The 15,279-nt window shown below is 33.5% G+C and carries 17 protein-coding genes; 1 reads left to right on the forward strand and 16 read right to left on the reverse strand.

Annotated features, from left to right (window positions below; genetic code table 11):
* Positions 1-66: 66 nt before the first annotated feature.
* Genes ACNQGX_RS03120 through ACNQGX_RS03135 form a run of 4 tightly spaced genes read right to left on the reverse strand, consistent with a single transcriptional unit; the run spans position 67 to position 4,489 of the window.
* Positions 67-1,182, reverse strand: a complete 1,116-nt coding sequence (locus ACNQGX_RS03120; RefSeq protein WP_417973930.1) for an efflux RND transporter periplasmic adaptor subunit — start codon at positions 1,180-1,182, stop codon at positions 67-69.
* Positions 1,183-1,225: 43 nt separating this feature from the next.
* The gene (locus ACNQGX_RS03125; RefSeq protein WP_417973932.1) at positions 1,226-2,491 is read right to left on the reverse strand and encodes an ABC transporter permease; all 1,266 of its coding nucleotides are present in this window, start codon (positions 2,489-2,491) and stop codon (positions 1,226-1,228) included.
* Positions 2,492-2,493: 2 nt separating this feature from the next.
* Positions 2,494-3,738, reverse strand: coding sequence for an ABC transporter permease (locus ACNQGX_RS03130; RefSeq protein WP_417973934.1), 1,245 nt, complete (start codon positions 3,736-3,738; stop codon positions 2,494-2,496).
* Positions 3,731-4,489 (reverse strand): ABC transporter ATP-binding protein, encoded by a 759-nt coding sequence (locus tag ACNQGX_RS03135; protein ID WP_417973936.1) that lies wholly within the window; start codon positions 4,487-4,489, stop codon positions 3,731-3,733. The genes ACNQGX_RS03130 and ACNQGX_RS03135 overlap by 8 nt, the downstream gene beginning before the upstream one ends.
* A 173-nt stretch (positions 4,490-4,662) precedes the next feature.
* Here ACNQGX_RS03135 and ACNQGX_RS03140 point away from each other — a divergent pair, with 173 nt between their 5' ends.
* Entirely contained in the window at positions 4,663-6,072 is a 1,410-nt protein-coding gene (locus tag ACNQGX_RS03140; protein ID WP_417973938.1) for a DUF4403 family protein, read from the forward strand.
* Positions 6,073-6,161: 89 nt separating this feature from the next.
* Here ACNQGX_RS03140 and ACNQGX_RS03145 read toward each other — a convergent pair whose 3' ends face one another.
* From ACNQGX_RS03145 to gcvH, 12 genes are all read right to left on the reverse strand, one after another.
* The gene (locus ACNQGX_RS03145; protein ID WP_417973940.1) at positions 6,162-6,482 is read right to left on the reverse strand and encodes a hypothetical protein; all 321 of its coding nucleotides are present in this window, start codon (positions 6,480-6,482) and stop codon (positions 6,162-6,164) included.
* The gene (locus ACNQGX_RS03150; RefSeq protein ID WP_417973942.1) at positions 6,475-7,014 is read right to left on the reverse strand and encodes a DUF420 domain-containing protein; all 540 of its coding nucleotides are present in this window, start codon (positions 7,012-7,014) and stop codon (positions 6,475-6,477) included. The genes ACNQGX_RS03145 and ACNQGX_RS03150 overlap by 8 nt, the downstream gene beginning before the upstream one ends.
* Positions 7,015-7,016: 2 nt before the next feature.
* Positions 7,017-7,703 (reverse strand): SCO family protein, encoded by a 687-nt coding sequence (locus tag ACNQGX_RS03155; protein ID WP_417973944.1) that lies wholly within the window; start codon positions 7,701-7,703, stop codon positions 7,017-7,019.
* Between the two features lie 6 nt (positions 7,704-7,709).
* Positions 7,710-8,351, reverse strand: coding sequence for a hypothetical protein (locus ACNQGX_RS03160; RefSeq protein WP_417973946.1), 642 nt, complete (start codon positions 8,349-8,351; stop codon positions 7,710-7,712).
* A gap of 74 nt (positions 8,352-8,425) precedes the next feature.
* Entirely contained in the window at positions 8,426-8,776 is a 351-nt protein-coding gene (locus ACNQGX_RS03165) for a cytochrome C oxidase subunit IV family protein (protein ID WP_131914990.1), read from the reverse strand.
* Positions 8,777-8,794: 18 nt separating this feature from the next.
* Positions 8,795-9,772 (reverse strand): cytochrome c oxidase subunit 3, encoded by a 978-nt coding sequence (locus tag ACNQGX_RS03170; protein WP_417973948.1) that lies wholly within the window; start codon positions 9,770-9,772, stop codon positions 8,795-8,797.
* Between the two features lie 42 nt (positions 9,773-9,814).
* Positions 9,815-10,402, reverse strand: coding sequence for a cytochrome c oxidase subunit 3 (locus ACNQGX_RS03175; RefSeq protein WP_131914988.1), 588 nt, complete (start codon positions 10,400-10,402; stop codon positions 9,815-9,817).
* A 2-nt stretch (positions 10,403-10,404) separates the two neighbouring features.
* The gene (cyoE, locus tag ACNQGX_RS03180) at positions 10,405-11,307 is read right to left on the reverse strand and encodes a heme o synthase (RefSeq protein ID WP_417973951.1); all 903 of its coding nucleotides are present in this window, start codon (positions 11,305-11,307) and stop codon (positions 10,405-10,407) included.
* Between the two features lie 82 nt (positions 11,308-11,389).
* Positions 11,390-13,543 (reverse strand): energy transducer TonB, encoded by a 2,154-nt coding sequence (locus ACNQGX_RS03185; RefSeq protein ID WP_417973953.1) that lies wholly within the window; start codon positions 13,541-13,543, stop codon positions 11,390-11,392.
* A complete protein-coding gene (gene deoC, locus ACNQGX_RS03190) occupies positions 13,533-14,276 on the reverse strand; it encodes a deoxyribose-phosphate aldolase (protein WP_417973955.1) in 744 nt (247 codons plus the stop codon). Before deoC ends, ACNQGX_RS03185 begins: the two co-directional genes overlap by 11 nt.
* A 233-nt stretch (positions 14,277-14,509) precedes the next feature.
* Entirely contained in the window at positions 14,510-14,887 is a 378-nt protein-coding gene (locus tag ACNQGX_RS03195) for a VanZ family protein (protein ID WP_417973957.1), read from the reverse strand.
* On the reverse strand, positions 14,880-15,260 hold the full coding sequence (gene gcvH, locus ACNQGX_RS03200; RefSeq protein WP_417973959.1) for a glycine cleavage system protein GcvH: 381 nt from the start codon (positions 15,258-15,260) through the stop codon (positions 14,880-14,882). The genes ACNQGX_RS03195 and gcvH overlap by 8 nt, the downstream gene beginning before the upstream one ends.
* Positions 15,261-15,279 lie beyond the last annotated feature (19 nt).

Raw genomic sequence — 15,279 nt, forward strand, 5'->3', positions numbered from 1 at the left:
TGTAGCAAAGATACTACACATATTTAACATTTTTTTAAAAACTAAAATTCCTTTTTGAGTGTATTTTTAAGGTTTCATTTCTTCATTTTTTAGGCCTTGATTCCATACTTTAATTTTATCCGAAGCTTTAATTCCGCTTTTTATTTCGACATAAATCCCATCACTGACACCCAAGACTAAATTTTTTCTTGTAAACTTTTGTACTCCAGTTTCAACCTCTACATATGGTTTTTGTGTTTTTTTATCAAATTGAATCAATGATTCTTTTACCGCTAAAACTTTATCTGCTTTTTCTAAAATAATTGAAGCATTCGCACTTAAACCTGCTCTGATAAAAGTATTGTCTCTGTTAGTTAAAGATGCTTTTATTTCGAATTGAATCGCTCCATTTTCTGTTTTACCTTTTGGGGCAATATATTGTAGAACGGCATCAAATTTTTTGTTTTCAATAGCGCCAACAGTAATTTCGATTGGTAATTTTTCTTTTATTTTACCTACTTCTGATTCGTCAATTTTTCCAACGAAAATCATACGCCCAACATCAGCAACGCTTGCTATTGTTGTTCCTTCGTTGAAATTATTACTTTCAATTACTTGGTTTCCTACTTTTACCGGAACATCCAGCACCATTCCATTTACTGTCGAACGAATCAAAGTATTGGCATAACTTCCTAGTCCTGAAGTTGTTCCTGTTTTCACAATGTCATATCCTTGTTTAGATGCGCTATAATTCTGCTTCGCTTGTTTATAAGCTAATTGTGCCGCATCAAAATCATTAGCCGAAATAACGCCTTTATCAAACAACGTTTTTTGTCTTAAAAACACTTTCTCTTGATTATCCAAAGCAATTTTAGATGTTTGAACCTGGTTTTGAGAATTACTCAAGTTAGATACATTGGCAACAACTTTAATTTTTGCAATTAAATCACCCGCTTTTATATTCTCCCCAGCTTTAATGTAAACAGCTTCAATAATACCTGAAATATTAGGTTTGATAAGCACCTCTTCATCTGGAACAATATTACCGGTTGCAATCGTATTCTTCACAATCGTTTTTATTTCTGCCTTATCGGTTTCAAAAACAATTGGAGATTCCTGATTCTTGGCATACAAATAATACAAGGCACCAGAGAACACTAGTGCGATCGTAATTAAAATAGTTATGGTTAATCCTTTTTTCATTTTGCTTATTGTTTAATCGATTATATAATTTTTGATTGATACTTTATTCTGTTCTTAATGCGTCTACCGGTTTTACGTTTATGGCAGTTTGAGCCGGAATTAATCCTGCAAATAAGCCGGAACCAATGAGTATGAGTAAAGCAATAAAAACAACTGTCAAATCCACACTTGGATTGGCGAACATCATTCCTTCACTTGGCATGGACTCTAAAACCATATTGATAACTGCTAATAATCCTGTGGCCAATGCAATTCCAAACATTCCTGCGATAATAGTCAGAAAAATAGCTTCTGATAATATTTGGGAACGAATCGCACCTGGCGTTGCTCCTAATGCTCTTCGAATTCCTATTTCCTTTGTGCGTTCTTTAACAACAATCAACATGATATTAGAAATCCCAATTACTCCGGAAAGCAATACCAATGTTCCTACAAAATAAGCAATGAATTTTAGAATAAAAAACAAGCCTTGTATTTTGCTAAACTCCTGAAACAAATCGAAATTCCCAATCGCCCTGTCATCTTGAGGATGTATCGAATGTCTGGATTTCATGAAGTCTAAAATTTTAGGCTTTAACTCTGTAATTGACGCATTATCATTAGCTGTAAGTGCCATCCATCCTACTGTATCCCCATAATTAAAAGCTTGTTGAAAAGTAGTAAATGGCATAAAAATATTTTTTTGAGCGGATTCAGCATCTCCATTATTTCTAGATTTTGAGTTATAAACACCCACTACCATAAAATTAACTCCATTTATCTTGATATAAGTTCCAATAACCTCTTCTGCTTTTTCATACATTTCGTTTATTACACCTTGACCAATAACCGCAACTTTACGCTTCAATACAATATCTTGCTGATTCACAAAACGCCCTTTTATAATATCCATCGATTCTTGCTTAATCAATTCCGGATAATCTCCGTAGATAGTATAAGCTGCCGTTTTTGTCCCTCTGACTACATTATTTGCGCCTTCAAAACCACCCAATTGATTTCTGGGTGAAACGTATAATAAATCCGGAAAATTCTCTTTCAAAGCAGTAACATCGACGTTTTTAAAATCGAATTGTCTGGTTGCAGGCAATCCTTTAAACGGTTTCGAAGTAGTTTGTGACCACATAAACATGGTATTGGTTGCAATTCCGTCAAAACCTTTTTTAACACCATTTTCCAATCCATTTCCTGCGGCGAGTAATATTACCAAAATAAATATTCCCCAAAAAACACCAAACGCCGTAAGAATCGTCCTAAATGTATTCGCAGTTAAAGCCTCTAAAATCTCATTCCATTTATCTCTGTCAAACATAATTATTCGTCTCTAAGTGCTACAATGGGTTTAATTTTGGCCGCTCTGTATGCCGGAAAAAATCCAGCTAAAGCACCAGCAACAACTAATAATATCAAGGTGGTTAAAGCGATACTAAAATCAACTTCGGGATTCAAGAAATAATCACTTGATACTAGCGGACCTACTAATTCCAACAACAACAAACTTGATAAAAGCCCCACAAATCCTGCTATTGTCGTAATGAAAATGGATTCATGCAAAATCATTCCGATGATAGAAATAGGAGATGCACCAAGTGCTTTTCTAATACCAATTTCTTTAGTTCTTTCTTTTACAATAATCAACATAATGTTACTTACCCCAACTACTCCTGCTATTATGGTACAAATTCCAACCCACCAAAAAAACAATCGGATATACAGATTTAAATCATAAAACTGTTTTGCATTTTTTATGGAATTATTAATTCCTATAGCACTTTCATCATCCGGTGCAATTGTATTTTTACTTTTTAACAATTGATCTAATTCCTTTGTAAACTTATTTGATTGCGCTAAAGCTTCTTCATAAGTAGCCTTTTTTGTTAGTGTAAAAGACAAATTGCTAATTCTGTCCCCAATCCCAAAAGCTTTTTGTGTGGTCGTTATTGGCAGATACACTCTCGATTCTTCTCTTTCTCCAGCTGGATCTGTAAAAACACCAACCACTTTAAAATTGATATTGTTAATTACAATTTGCTCTCCAATAGGATTTTTGTCTTTAAATAAATCCAATTTTACTTTTTGTCCAATGGCTGCAACTTTTTCACTGCTTACCAAATCATTATTATTAATGAATCTTCCATTAACGATTGTTGCATTTTCAATGGCTTGATAATCTGGATAAACACCTCTATATTGATAATTCCCAGTTTCTTTACCATAAACAATTACGCCATTCCAAAAACTGTAGGTAGCCGCTTTTTTATCTAATAAATCTCCGAATTTTTGCACTGAAATATCATAATCACTATTGCGAAATTGAATTTGTCTCCCAGGATTCAATCCTTTATATTCTTTGGCAGTGGTTCCTGTCCAAATTTCAATTATACCATCAGCATCACGTTCAAACTGTTTTTCAATCCCGTTTTGAAGTCCTTTGCCCACACCCAAAAGAATAACTAATATGAAAATCCCAGAAGCCACAGAAATTCCCGTGAGAAAAGTTCTCAGTTTGTTCTTGGCAATTGCCTCAAAAATTTCCTGCCAGCGTTCTACATTAAACATAAGCGGATGCTCTTACTTGTTCTACTAATTTATTATCGATAATCAAACCATCTTTATAAGAAGAAGCTCTAACTTGTTCCACTAATTTATCATCAATGATCAAACCATCTTTTAAAACAACATTTCTTTTGCACATGGCAGCAATATCAGGCTCGTGCGTTACAATCAAAATGGTTTTTCCTTCGTCATTAATCCCTTGTATCAACTCCATAACCTCATAAGATGTTTTGGTATCCAAAGCTCCTGTAGGCTCATCGGCCAATAATACTTTGGGATTTGATGCCAGTGCTCTTGCAATGGCAACACGTTGTTTTTGTCCACCGGAAAGTTCATTTGGTAAGTGATGTGAATGCGAGGACAAACCTACTTTCTCCAAAAAGTTCATCGCAATTTCATTGCGTTCTTTCCTTTTTATACCCTGATAATACAATGGCATCGCCACATTATCCAAAGCGCTTTTATAATTAATCAAATTGAAAGATTGAAAAACAAAACCTAAAAATTTGTTGCGATATCTTGAAGCGATTGTCTCGTTGAGATTTTTAATAGGCACACTATCCAAAATATAATTCCCAGAATCAGCTTCATCAAGTATTCCAAGGATATTAAGCAGTGTAGATTTTCCTGAACCGGAAGACCCCATAATAGCCACTAATTCCCCTTCTTTAATGTTGAAATTAATTCCTTTTAACACATGTAATTCGGAACTCCCCATTTTATAGGATTTATGCAAATCTTTAATTTCAATCATAATTATGTTAATTTTAAAACAATATTAATTCTTCTCTAAAAGAAATTGTAATAAGAAAACGTTAATACCTTTATCAGGAATTTAATCATAAGACTTAATTGTTGTGAAAATGTTACACATTAATCCTAAAAAAGAATTGTTTTACTAATTTTGCCTCATCAAACTAAAATAAAATGCATAAATATTTTTCATCCCTACTTATAATTCTGTCTATAGCATTGATTACAAGCTGTTCTACAACCAATAAAATAGCTACTTTAAAACCAGAACCAGACGATGCCATTCCTTTAGTTTACGAAAACACTCCTTCCTTTATCAATTTACCAATCAGCGTAAAACTGAAGGATATCGAAAATCAAACGAACTCACTCCTGAATGGTTTGATCTATGAAGACAACACTATTGAAGATGATGATATTGAAATGAAGATTTGGAAATTAGCGCCAATCACAATCAAAAATGACAACGGAGCTAATAGTCAAAAAATCAGAACGGTCTTACCTTTGAAGGCTATCGTAAAATACAGGATTGGGACAAAGAAAATGGGAGTCGACCTATACAACACTAAAGAATTTAATCTTGATGGCGTGGTAACTTTACTGAGTGATGTAGGTTTGACCAATTGGAAAATGAATACTAAAACGGAACTAAAATCATTGGATTGGAATGAAAGTCCTACGATGACCGTTTTTGGAAAAAATGTGCCTGTAACCTATCTTATCAATCCAGGAATAAAGCTTTTCAAATCAAAAATAGAAAAGAAAATTGATGATGCCATTGCTAAGTCAATGGATTTCAAACCAAATGTTTTGGCTGCATTAGAGAAAATTTGTGTTCCTTTTCAAATGAGTGATACTTATGAAAGCTGGCTTCGAATTGTTCCTATTGAAATTTATTCCACCAATGCCAAACTCAAAAATGACACTTTTGTACTGGAAATGGGAATGAAATGCAACATGGAAACATTAATAGGACAGCAACCCGAATCTAAATTCAATGCCAGCAAAATTATTTTAAAACCTGTCTCCAAAATACCTCAGGAAATCACCGCAAACATTGTTGCAGTTTCTACCTATCTGGAAGCTTCAAAACTGATGACCAAGAATTTTTCCGGACAAGAATTTGGTTCAGGATCCAAGAAAGTAAAAGTTCAGAATGTTGCTATTTGGCACAAAAACGGGAAAATGATAATCGCATTAGATGTATTGGGATCTGTAAATGGAACCATCTATTTAGCCGGTTTTCCACAATACAACGACAAAACCAAAGAAGTCTATTTTGATGAATTAGATTATGCTTTAGACACAAAAAATAAATTAATGCGAACCGCTAATTGGTTAGCGCAAGGACTCATTTTAAGAAAAATAGAGCAAAGTTGTCGCTACTCCATAAAACCAAATCTTGAAGAAGGTCAAAAAAGCATGATGACTTATTTAAAAAACTATTCTCCTATGCAAGGTGTTTTTGTAAATGGAAAAATGGAGGAGATTCAATTTCAAAAAATCCAATTGACAAATCAAGCTATTATTGCCTTTATAAAAGTAAAAGGGACCGTGAATGTATCCGTAGATGGATTGAAATAAAAGTCCCCTCCCCAACCCTCCCCAAAGGGAAGGGAGCCATTCTGATAAAATGGAGTTTGGAGAGATTTGTTTTTTGAAATTTTTAACCCTTAGGATTTCTTCTTTTTCATTCGATAAATGGCATAACCAATTCCTGCGACAAGCAGATATGGAATTACCATTAAGTAAACAATTCCGTCATTTACCGCTGCAGCTTTCGTTGTATTACCTTCACTGGTCAATGCGGCGCGACACATGGCACATTGCGCATTTGCAGATTGCGAAAATAAACAAAGGGCAATAAGCAATAAGCAATGATTAAAAACTCTTTTTGAGCTTTTTACTAATGCGCTATTTCCAATTTGCCAATTGCTTATTTCTAATTGGCCAATTGCCAATTGCCAATTGTTAATTATTTTTCTACTATACATAATATGGTGAAATCATTAAATAAACAACTACTCCGGTTACGGCAACATACAACCAAATTGGAAAAGTAATTTTTGCAATTTTTTTATGGGTATCAAATTTTTGCGACAATGCTCTAACATACGTTATTAAAACCATTGGAATAATGGCAATTGATAAAACAATATGCGTAATTAATATAAAGAAATAAACGTATCGAATTGTTCCTTCACCTCCAAATTTTGTTGAATCAGAAGTCATATGATACGCAACATACATGACAAGAAAAGCAACAGACAAAGCAATCGCCGAAGTCATCAACCTTTCATGAAGTTTTCTTTTACCATTTTTAATAGCTATAACTGCACCGATTAAAATTATCGCTGTAATTCCATTGGTAGTCGCATAGATTGGTGGCAAAAAAGAAAGTGGCTCGACATTATATCCAAAATCTTTTAGTTTTACTCCAAAAAGTATGGCAACCACAACTGGTATTAAAATCGAAACTGCAATGATGAGCTTGCTGAATTTTTGTTCTAACGAAATGTTTTCCATTATTATTCTTCTAATAAAATATTAATATCTTGCTGAATGTTTCTTACCCCTTTTTTATCTAAACCATCATAATATAAAATTGGATTTCCAAAATCATCGTTTCTACATCGGATATTTCCATTTTTATCAATCAAGGCAAACAATCCTGAATGCTCGAAACCACCTGCAACTTTTTTATTTTCACCCGCATAAAGATTAAACCCTTTATTGGCTAAATTAAAAATATAGGCTTTGTCTCCGGTTAAAAAATTCCAATTAGAGGATTTTACTCCCAAAAGATTTGCGTGCTCTTTTAACACTTGTGGAGTGTCGTGTTCCGGATCAATAGTAATAGAGACAATTCCAAAATTAGGATTACCAAAAAAACTCTTTTCTAAAACTAACATACTTTCATTCATTTTTGGACAAATGGTAGGACAGGTAGTAAAGAAAAATTCCAAGACATACACTTTCCCTTTGTAGATTTCATTAGTAATCTTCTTATTGTCTTGATTTATTAATTCGAATTTAGGCGCAGGTCCTATTTTAATTAATTGTCCTTCTTCTGCAATTGCAGGATTAACACTGTCCAGTCTATCCCCTTGAACTACTTTATCGTTTTTAATTCTCTCTACTATTTTTGGAACAGCGTAAATGCCGAAAATCAAAATAATAAAAGAGATTCCTATGTATGATTTATTTTTAAACATAAAACATTAAATTTTTCTGGTGGCGTTATTATTCTTTTTAAGAGCTGCACGATATTCGTAAAGAATGACTTTAAAATCATCAAGCATTTCGTTACTCAACTCCGCTGGATGAAATGTATCATACCCCTCTTTAGTATCTTTCACTAGTTTTCGACCTCGAAGATTTCGTTTTTTATCAATGATGTAGACTTTTGGCGTACCTGAATTCTCATCTAATTTCTCTACCAATTTTAATTGAGCATAATAGGTATTAATATTTTCCGTTGATGCAAATACAAAGCGCCACTGGGCAACATCCGTAAAAGCACCTAAAGCATCGACCACTTTTTTAGCATCTTTTTCAGTTCCAGTTGGACAAATCATCACAAACTGAACATCTTTGAACTCATGATACCTTTGATAAATTTTTTGATTTAAATTGAAAAGATTTCCTCTGTTTTTTAAAAGTTCGGTACCCATAAAACCAAGAATCGTTACTTTGCCATTCAAACTAACTTTTTGACCATCTAAAGATTGCCAATTACCTAAATCAGCGGTATTAGGAGTTATTGTTGGTAATTTAGTAAACCCGTTCACACCCGAAGCAAAAAAAAGGTAGGCAACTATAGGCAAAATAAAAAGAACGAAAAGAACACTATTTTTTTTCATTGTAATAATACTATTAAAGTACAAAAATAAAAAAAGGTACGCAATGCGTACCCTTTTATTGAATTAATATCTTGTTAAAAATTCCATTTAATGGTAGAATTTTTAAAAACCTCATAAATATAATCCCCTTCTGTCAAAAGAATGAAGAGTAAATATAATATCAGAAAAATTACTGGAAAAACAACTGCACTTCTTAAAGAACTTTTTTCACCTTCCATGTGCATAAATGCATATACAATGTAATAGGCTTTAAAAATAGTAAGAGCATAGAATATCCAATTAAGTAAATTCATACTTAAAAAATCATTCATGAAAAGAAAATCCGGTTTCAAAATACCCAAATAAACTTCTACTACTGTAACGGCAGATAATATTCCGAAAACTTTCCAGATTCTACCTATATTAGATACGTGTTCGTGTGACATGATAATTACTTTTGAAAATTAAACTAGATAGAAAACTGTAAATACAAATACCCAAACTAAATCGACAAAGTGCCAATAAAGACCCACTTTTTCTACCATTTCATAACTTTTTCTTTTTTCATAAGTTCCAATTAACACATTGAAAAATATGATAATATTTATGATTACTCCAGAAAAAACGTGGAATCCGTGAAATCCAGTGATAAAGAAAAAGAAGTCAGCAAATAATTTACTTCCGTATTCGTTTCTTACCAAGTTTGCGCCTTCAACAACATAATGCGCTTGGCTCAATCTTGCTTCAGACTCTTGTCTTGAAAGAATTGTTTTTTTCTTCTCTTTGGTTATTACCTCAGTTCTGATTAAAAGTTCAGGATGTGCTTTGAAACCCGCTTGAACTTCGGCAACTGAATAAGAAGGCAAACTTGACTCATCCATAAACCAATTCGCACTACTTCTTGTCAATTGTTCTCTTTCTTCAGGTAAAATAGCCGCAAAATCAGCTAAAGCTACACGGTGTCCGTCTTTATCAACAAACTGAAGTAAACTACCTCCTTTTGTTTCAATAGCACCGTATTCTCCTTTAATAAAGTTTTTCCATTCCCATGCTTGAGATCCTACGAAAATCAAACCACCGATAATGGTTAAGAACATGTAAAGAACTACTTTATTTTTTTTCATTTGATGACCTGCATCAACGGCCAAAACCATTGTTACAGATGAAAAAATCAAAATAAAAGTCATCAATGCCACATAATACATCGGAGCAGATACTCCATGCATAAATGGGAAGTGAGTAAACACTTCATCGGCCAACGGCCAAGTTTCAATAAATTTAAATCGAGAAAAACCATACGCCGCCAGAAATCCAGAGAACGTTAAAGCATCTGATACGATAAAAAACCACATCATTAATTTGCCATAACTTGCTCCCATTGGCTCATTGCCGCCTCCCCAAGTTTTTTCTTCACTATTTGCAGTAGTAACTGTCGCTTCCATAAAAGTTATTCGTTAAAAAGTTCCCAAATTTACGTTTTTTTCTTATTTAAAGAAATATAAAAACAAAAACAAATAAACCCATAATAAGTCAAGAAAGTGCCAGTACATTGCACCTAGTTCAATTCCAAGGGTTTGAGATGAATTGTATTTTTGTTTAAAATGATTATAAATTATAATTAGAAGTGAAATCACGCCACCAGCAAGGTGAATCAAGTGCACAACCGTAACAACGTATAAAAAAGTCGTGGTTATTGAGCTTCCACTTCCCGTGAAATAATACCCATTATCCACTATTTGTCCAAATCCTACGAACTGTAAAATTACAAACAATATTCCCAGAACTAATGTAGTCAAAAGAAAAATTGTCGTTTTACTTTGATCGTTTTTCTGAATCGCTTTTTTAGCCAAATGAAAAGTAACACTACATCCTATTATTGCAACAGTACTGTAATAAAACGCTATTGGTAATTGAAAATCCTTCAACCAGTCTGCTCTGGATTTACTCACTACAAAAGCACTCGTAAGTCCTGCAAACATCATGGTCATACTTACCATTGCAAACAACAAAATCAATTTATAGGATCTTGCCGTTCTGGATTTTTGTTCCTCAGTTGTCATTATCATCTCCATAACTATCTTAAAAATTTATCAAATATATAAACCAATTGTAACAATGTAATATAAGAAACACTAACTAACATTAATGTTCTTGCTGCTTTTGCAGTTCTTAATTTGTATAATCGAACAGCATAAAAAAGCATCCATAAGCCCAGTAAAAATACAACAATTGCAGCAACTGGCGTTATGTACAAACGCCCAGTATAACCCAAAACCGGTAAAAGTGACGCTAAAATTAACCAAACCGTATATAATATAATCTGCAAGGCTGTTCCTTTGTCTTTTTTACCTGTAGGCAACATAAAGAAACCTGCTTTTTCATAATCTTCATACAAAAACCATCCAATAGCCCAAAAATGTGGGAATTGCCAAAAAAACTGGATTAAAAACAAGGTTCCTGCTTCTATTCCAAATTCTCCCGTTGCCGCAACCCAACCCAACATAAAAGGAATTGCTCCAGGAAAAGCTCCGACAAAAACAGACAATGAAGTCATCGTTTTCAAAGGAGTATAAACACTTGTATACAAAAATATCGAAACGGCGCCAAACATAGCGGTTTTTGGATTGATTGTATAAAGCAATGCAATTCCAACAATCGTTAAAAGACTCGCAATAATCAAAGCCATAGCCTGAGACATTCTGCCAGCTGGAACGGGACGATTTTTCGTTCTATCCATCAAAGCATCAAGATCTTTTTCGATAACTTGATTAAAAGCATTTGATGCTCCCACCATACAATAGCCACCAACTGCCAATTTTAATAAAACCATCCAATCTAATGAATGCAAATCATAAATCCCCAGCATAAATCCCGCAATAGACGAAAAGACAACACTAATAGCTAAACGTGCCTTAGTGATCTCTCGGAAATCAATATAAATGGATTTTAATGAAAATGTATTTTGTGTTGCGTTCAATACTAGAGTTTGTTTGTTTTTAAAAACTTTTGCAAAAGTAGTGTATCAAAAGGGATTTGACAAAAAACAATTCACAAAAAGATTAATAATCAAAATACCAATTAAAAATATCAGCTCTCAGTCCTAAAGTAAACCAATTAGTACTTTCAGTGAAAGTTGTCTCGGTGTTTTTTGTAGGATCAAAACTTCTGTAAATATAACTACCAAAAAGCTTCAGATTCGTCGACGGATTCACTAAATAACCACCTTGAAAATCAGCAATAAAAATAGCCGTTTTATTTCCCTGTCCCACTTTTACACCACTATCAAACGGTCTTTTTTCATCGTAATCTTTATAGATATTCCCTCCGTAATTAAAGCTGTCTTCGGCGGTGTCAAAATCCAGTCCTCGAGTCCCCACAGTAACTTTTGCATCAGCAAAAAGCCTTCCTTTATGATAGCGCGCTATAGCAATGAATTCCTTGAAATTTCCTCCCCATTGATGTCCTATACTCTGATTGTTATGGGCATAATTTGTGATTGGCATACTATGGGAATACACATAAGGACGCACGTGATTGTATTCTAATTGTAATAGTAAATTATCTACTTTGAAAGCATTGTAGTACTTAACTCCTAACTGATAACCGTACTTATTTCTCCAACTATTATCTCCTTCTTTGATGTCTCCAAGAGAAAATTCATCCAGAATAAACTGTCCGTAAAAATTAATTTGATTATCCCATTTGTACTTAAAAGTCAATCCTAAAACAGCATTTCCACTTCTTGCCGAAGAAGCGAATTCAACCGAACGATAAAATATAATTGGATTCACAAAATTAACATCAAATCCTCTGTCATTCGTATTGGTCCAAATCACCGATTCGAAGAAACCAAGATTCAGTTTATTCGAAACATTCCAACTCAAATAATGATTTGCCATAAATTTTGTAGCATACGTTCTTTCTAATGTCACCTCAGGACGAACATCTTTGAGCCACATGTACGTATTGGTATATTTAATTTTCCAAAAATTAGTATTCAATTTAAAATAAGGATATGGACTGGCGCCATCATTTTCTAACAAAGAACGGTATCCGTCCCCAATAAAATTTCTGCCATAACCCAATTGCAAATCAATGTATTTACTAGGTGTAAAAGTCAAATTGGCTTCCGCCGAAGGAAAATCATAGGCATCCGTTTTGAAATCTTTTGCAATTCCTATCCCCGGAATAATAGCAGGATTTCCCCCTGCAGGCTTGATAGATGCTGCATAACGATTGAAGTAATCCGCAAAACGTCCCTGACTCTCAAAAACAGTTGTGGTGAAATTCAGCATTTTGCCCAAACCTCCTCTAAAATTGATTCCGCGTGTGTTTACGTATGTATAAGACGCCTCCGTTTTAGAAGCTTTCCCAACCTGCAAATCAAGTATAGGATTTAGTGTAAACCAATATCCTTCGCCCTGGATTTCAACCGTACTCTCATTCCATAATTTTCTTGCCCACCAACCTGAAGCTTTCTTTTTTATCTTTTCATTAACTACATTCAAATCATAATATTTCGAAACTTCAGCATAGGTATATGGTTTAGATGCCGTATGATTATTACTTCCCACTTGATTTAAGGAACCATCAAACTGCGCGTAATAACTATGGGAAAAAGGAATATTCAAATGGCTTTCAAACTCCGGATTAGTAAATTTTTTATATACAATACTATCCAATTCAGTACGTTTAGGTTTATTATTTGAAACAATTTCGGCTTTCGCCAAAGCTTCAGTTTCAAGTTCTTCCCTACTTTTTAAAGGTATCGCAATAGTTATGGTAAATTTGGAGTAGGTTGGTTTTCCGTTATACGTTGACGGTTCTATTTTTGGAAATGTCTCAAAAACCCTTTTTGTTTCTTTTATCAATGCCTCATCAACAGCATCAACATAAATCACTTTAAAAACACCATTGCTGTCTACTTCAAAAAGGACTTTTACATTCCCTTGAAAATTATTTTGTTTTAAATTATCCGGAACTTGAAAATTTTGGAAAACAAAATCCTGAACTTGATTGTAAAAACAGTTTTCTAACACTTTCGATTGTAAATTTACACAATCAGGAAAAACAGGAAATCGCTCCGCCGAATTGCCAGATTGCACCAAACTATTATTTAAATCTTGGGAATAGGCAAAAAAGGAATACGAAAATAAAAAGAAAGCCAACACCCCTTTTTTTATGTTTCTAATTTTTGTGAATTTAATATTCATTATGTGAATTTTGTCCGTTAGCAATACTTTTCGCACCTGAAGTGCCTATTCTTTTTACTCCTAATTGAATCATCTTAACCGCTTCTTCATAAGTTCTTACGCCTCCTGCAGCTTTCACCGGAAGGGGCGATGCGTTTTCAAGCATCATCAGTATCGAGGGAATTGTGGCTCCGTTTGGTAAATTATTTTCTGTTTTATAAAATCCAGTCGAGGACTTCACAAAAACCGAAGCGAAAAGTTCTTGTTTGAAATTAGAAACTATTACATTTTTTATCAAACTTGACAACTGGATAATTTCCTTATCACTTAGAGCCGCCACTTCAATAATCCACTTTACAACCTTATTATTATCTAAACCTAATTGGGTACATTTCAGAATTTCTTCTTTTACCAAGGCTATTTCTCCTCTTTTGAAAGCTTCATAATTGCATACAAAATCTAAATCATCGGCACCATCATGTATCGCCTGAAGAGCTTCGCTACGTTTATTTTCTAACGAAGATTTCCCTTCCGGAAAATCAATTACAGTTCCTATTGACACAACTGAATTTGCTTCAACAATCATTTTTTTCGCCAAAGAAACCATATTAGGACGAATCATAATAAGCTTAAAATGTTCCTCGATTGCTTCTTGGATAAATCCTTTGACTACCAAAGTATTTTCTTTTTCGCTGAGTCCCGCTTGTTCTGCCGTTTTTAAATAGGTAGAATCTAAATATTGCTTAATATTCATGCGCTTTTGATTTCTTAATTGGAGTAGATTATGTCTTACAAAAATACATTTTATATGTACATAAGTTAAATATAAAATTTCACTGTTTTATTTTAAACGCTAAAACTGAAGTTTTTATATGCTTTAAAAAGAAAGACCAACTTAACTATAGATCAGACTAAATAAACATCAGCACTTACGAATGCTATAAAATGAAAAGTCCCACCAAAGTGGGACTCCATTTAAATTGAATTTTATCTGACCTTTGTTTTTAAATCAAATAAAAGAATAAAAGCTACTCCTAAAGTTGCACCAGATAGATTTGCTAAAACATCAAATACATCTGCATGCCTGGTAGTGGTTAATAATTCTTGTGCAATTTCAATACCTATTCCAAAAAAAACGGAAAACAGAAAAGAAACTATTATGGGTTTTAAACTGTTTATATCGTTTGTGCGTTTTTGAAAAAATAAAAAACAAAGTATCGTTAAAACAAAATGAAAAAAGACATGCACCAATTTATCCAGATTTGAAACATTCCCTAGCGGAACATTATTCAACTGTACTAAACAAAAAAAAGCAATAACTCCAGCCCATAATAAAGCCGCAAAAAAAAATATTTGTTTAGGCACCAATAAGCTCTTTGTAAGATTCACTAGACAATAAATCATCTACCTCTGCCATATTTGCCATTTTTATTTTGATCATCCATCCAGCTCCATAAGGATCAGAATTAACACTTTCCGGAGTACTTTCCAAAGCATCGTTGAAGGCAATAATTTCACCTGCTAATGGAAGAAACAAATCAGAAACAGTTTTAACTGCTTCCACTGTACCAAAAACCTCGTCTTTACCCAAAGTCTGGTCTAAAGTTTCTACCTCAACATAAACGATATCTCCTAATTCTTTTTGTGCAAAATCAGTGATTCCTACTGTTGCGATATCGCCCTCAATACTAACCCATTCGTGATCTTTAGTGTACTTTAAATTTACTGGTATGTTCATATAAATTGTAATTGATAAT

This window comes from Flavobacterium glycogeni, from assembly GCF_048286775.1.
Taxonomy (GTDB): Bacteria; Bacteroidota; Bacteroidia; order Flavobacteriales; family Flavobacteriaceae; genus Flavobacterium.

What these genes read in the sequence shown, in the direction of transcription:
- ACNQGX_RS03120 (WP_417973930.1), bottom strand. Translation starts at nt 1,182, where the DNA reads ATGAAAAAAGGATTAACCATAACTATTTTAATTACGATCGCACTAGTG.
- ACNQGX_RS03125 (WP_417973932.1), bottom strand. Translation starts at nt 2,491, where the DNA reads ATGTTTGACAGAGATAAATGGAATGAGATTTTAGAGGCTTTAACTGCG.
- ACNQGX_RS03130 (WP_417973934.1), bottom strand. Translation starts at nt 3,738, where the DNA reads ATGTTTAATGTAGAACGCTGGCAGGAAATTTTTGAGGCAATTGCCAAG.
- ACNQGX_RS03135 (WP_417973936.1), bottom strand. Translation starts at nt 4,489, where the DNA reads ATGATTGAAATTAAAGATTTGCATAAATCCTATAAAATGGGGAGTTCC.
- ACNQGX_RS03140 (WP_417973938.1), top strand. Translation starts at nt 4,663, where the DNA reads ATGCATAAATATTTTTCATCCCTACTTATAATTCTGTCTATAGCATTG.
- ACNQGX_RS03145 (WP_417973940.1), bottom strand. Translation starts at nt 6,482, where the DNA reads ATGTATAGTAGAAAAATAATTAACAATTGGCAATTGGCAATTGGCCAA.
- ACNQGX_RS03150 (WP_417973942.1), bottom strand. Translation starts at nt 7,014, where the DNA reads ATGGAAAACATTTCGTTAGAACAAAAATTCAGCAAGCTCATCATTGCA.
- ACNQGX_RS03155 (WP_417973944.1), bottom strand. Translation starts at nt 7,703, where the DNA reads ATGTTTAAAAATAAATCATACATAGGAATCTCTTTTATTATTTTGATT.
- ACNQGX_RS03160 (WP_417973946.1), bottom strand. Translation starts at nt 8,351, where the DNA reads ATGAAAAAAAATAGTGTTCTTTTCGTTCTTTTTATTTTGCCTATAGTT.
- ACNQGX_RS03165 (WP_131914990.1), bottom strand. Translation starts at nt 8,776, where the DNA reads ATGTCACACGAACACGTATCTAATATAGGTAGAATCTGGAAAGTTTTC.
- ACNQGX_RS03170 (WP_417973948.1), bottom strand. Translation starts at nt 9,772, where the DNA reads ATGGAAGCGACAGTTACTACTGCAAATAGTGAAGAAAAAACTTGGGGA.
- ACNQGX_RS03175 (WP_131914988.1), bottom strand. Translation starts at nt 10,402, where the DNA reads ATGGAGATGATAATGACAACTGAGGAACAAAAATCCAGAACGGCAAGA.
- ACNQGX_RS03185 (WP_417973953.1), bottom strand. Translation starts at nt 13,543, where the DNA reads ATGAATATTAAATTCACAAAAATTAGAAACATAAAAAAAGGGGTGTTG.
- deoC (WP_417973955.1), bottom strand. Translation starts at nt 14,276, where the DNA reads ATGAATATTAAGCAATATTTAGATTCTACCTATTTAAAAACGGCAGAA.
- gcvH (WP_417973959.1), bottom strand. Translation starts at nt 15,260, where the DNA reads ATGAACATACCAGTAAATTTAAAGTACACTAAAGATCACGAATGGGTT.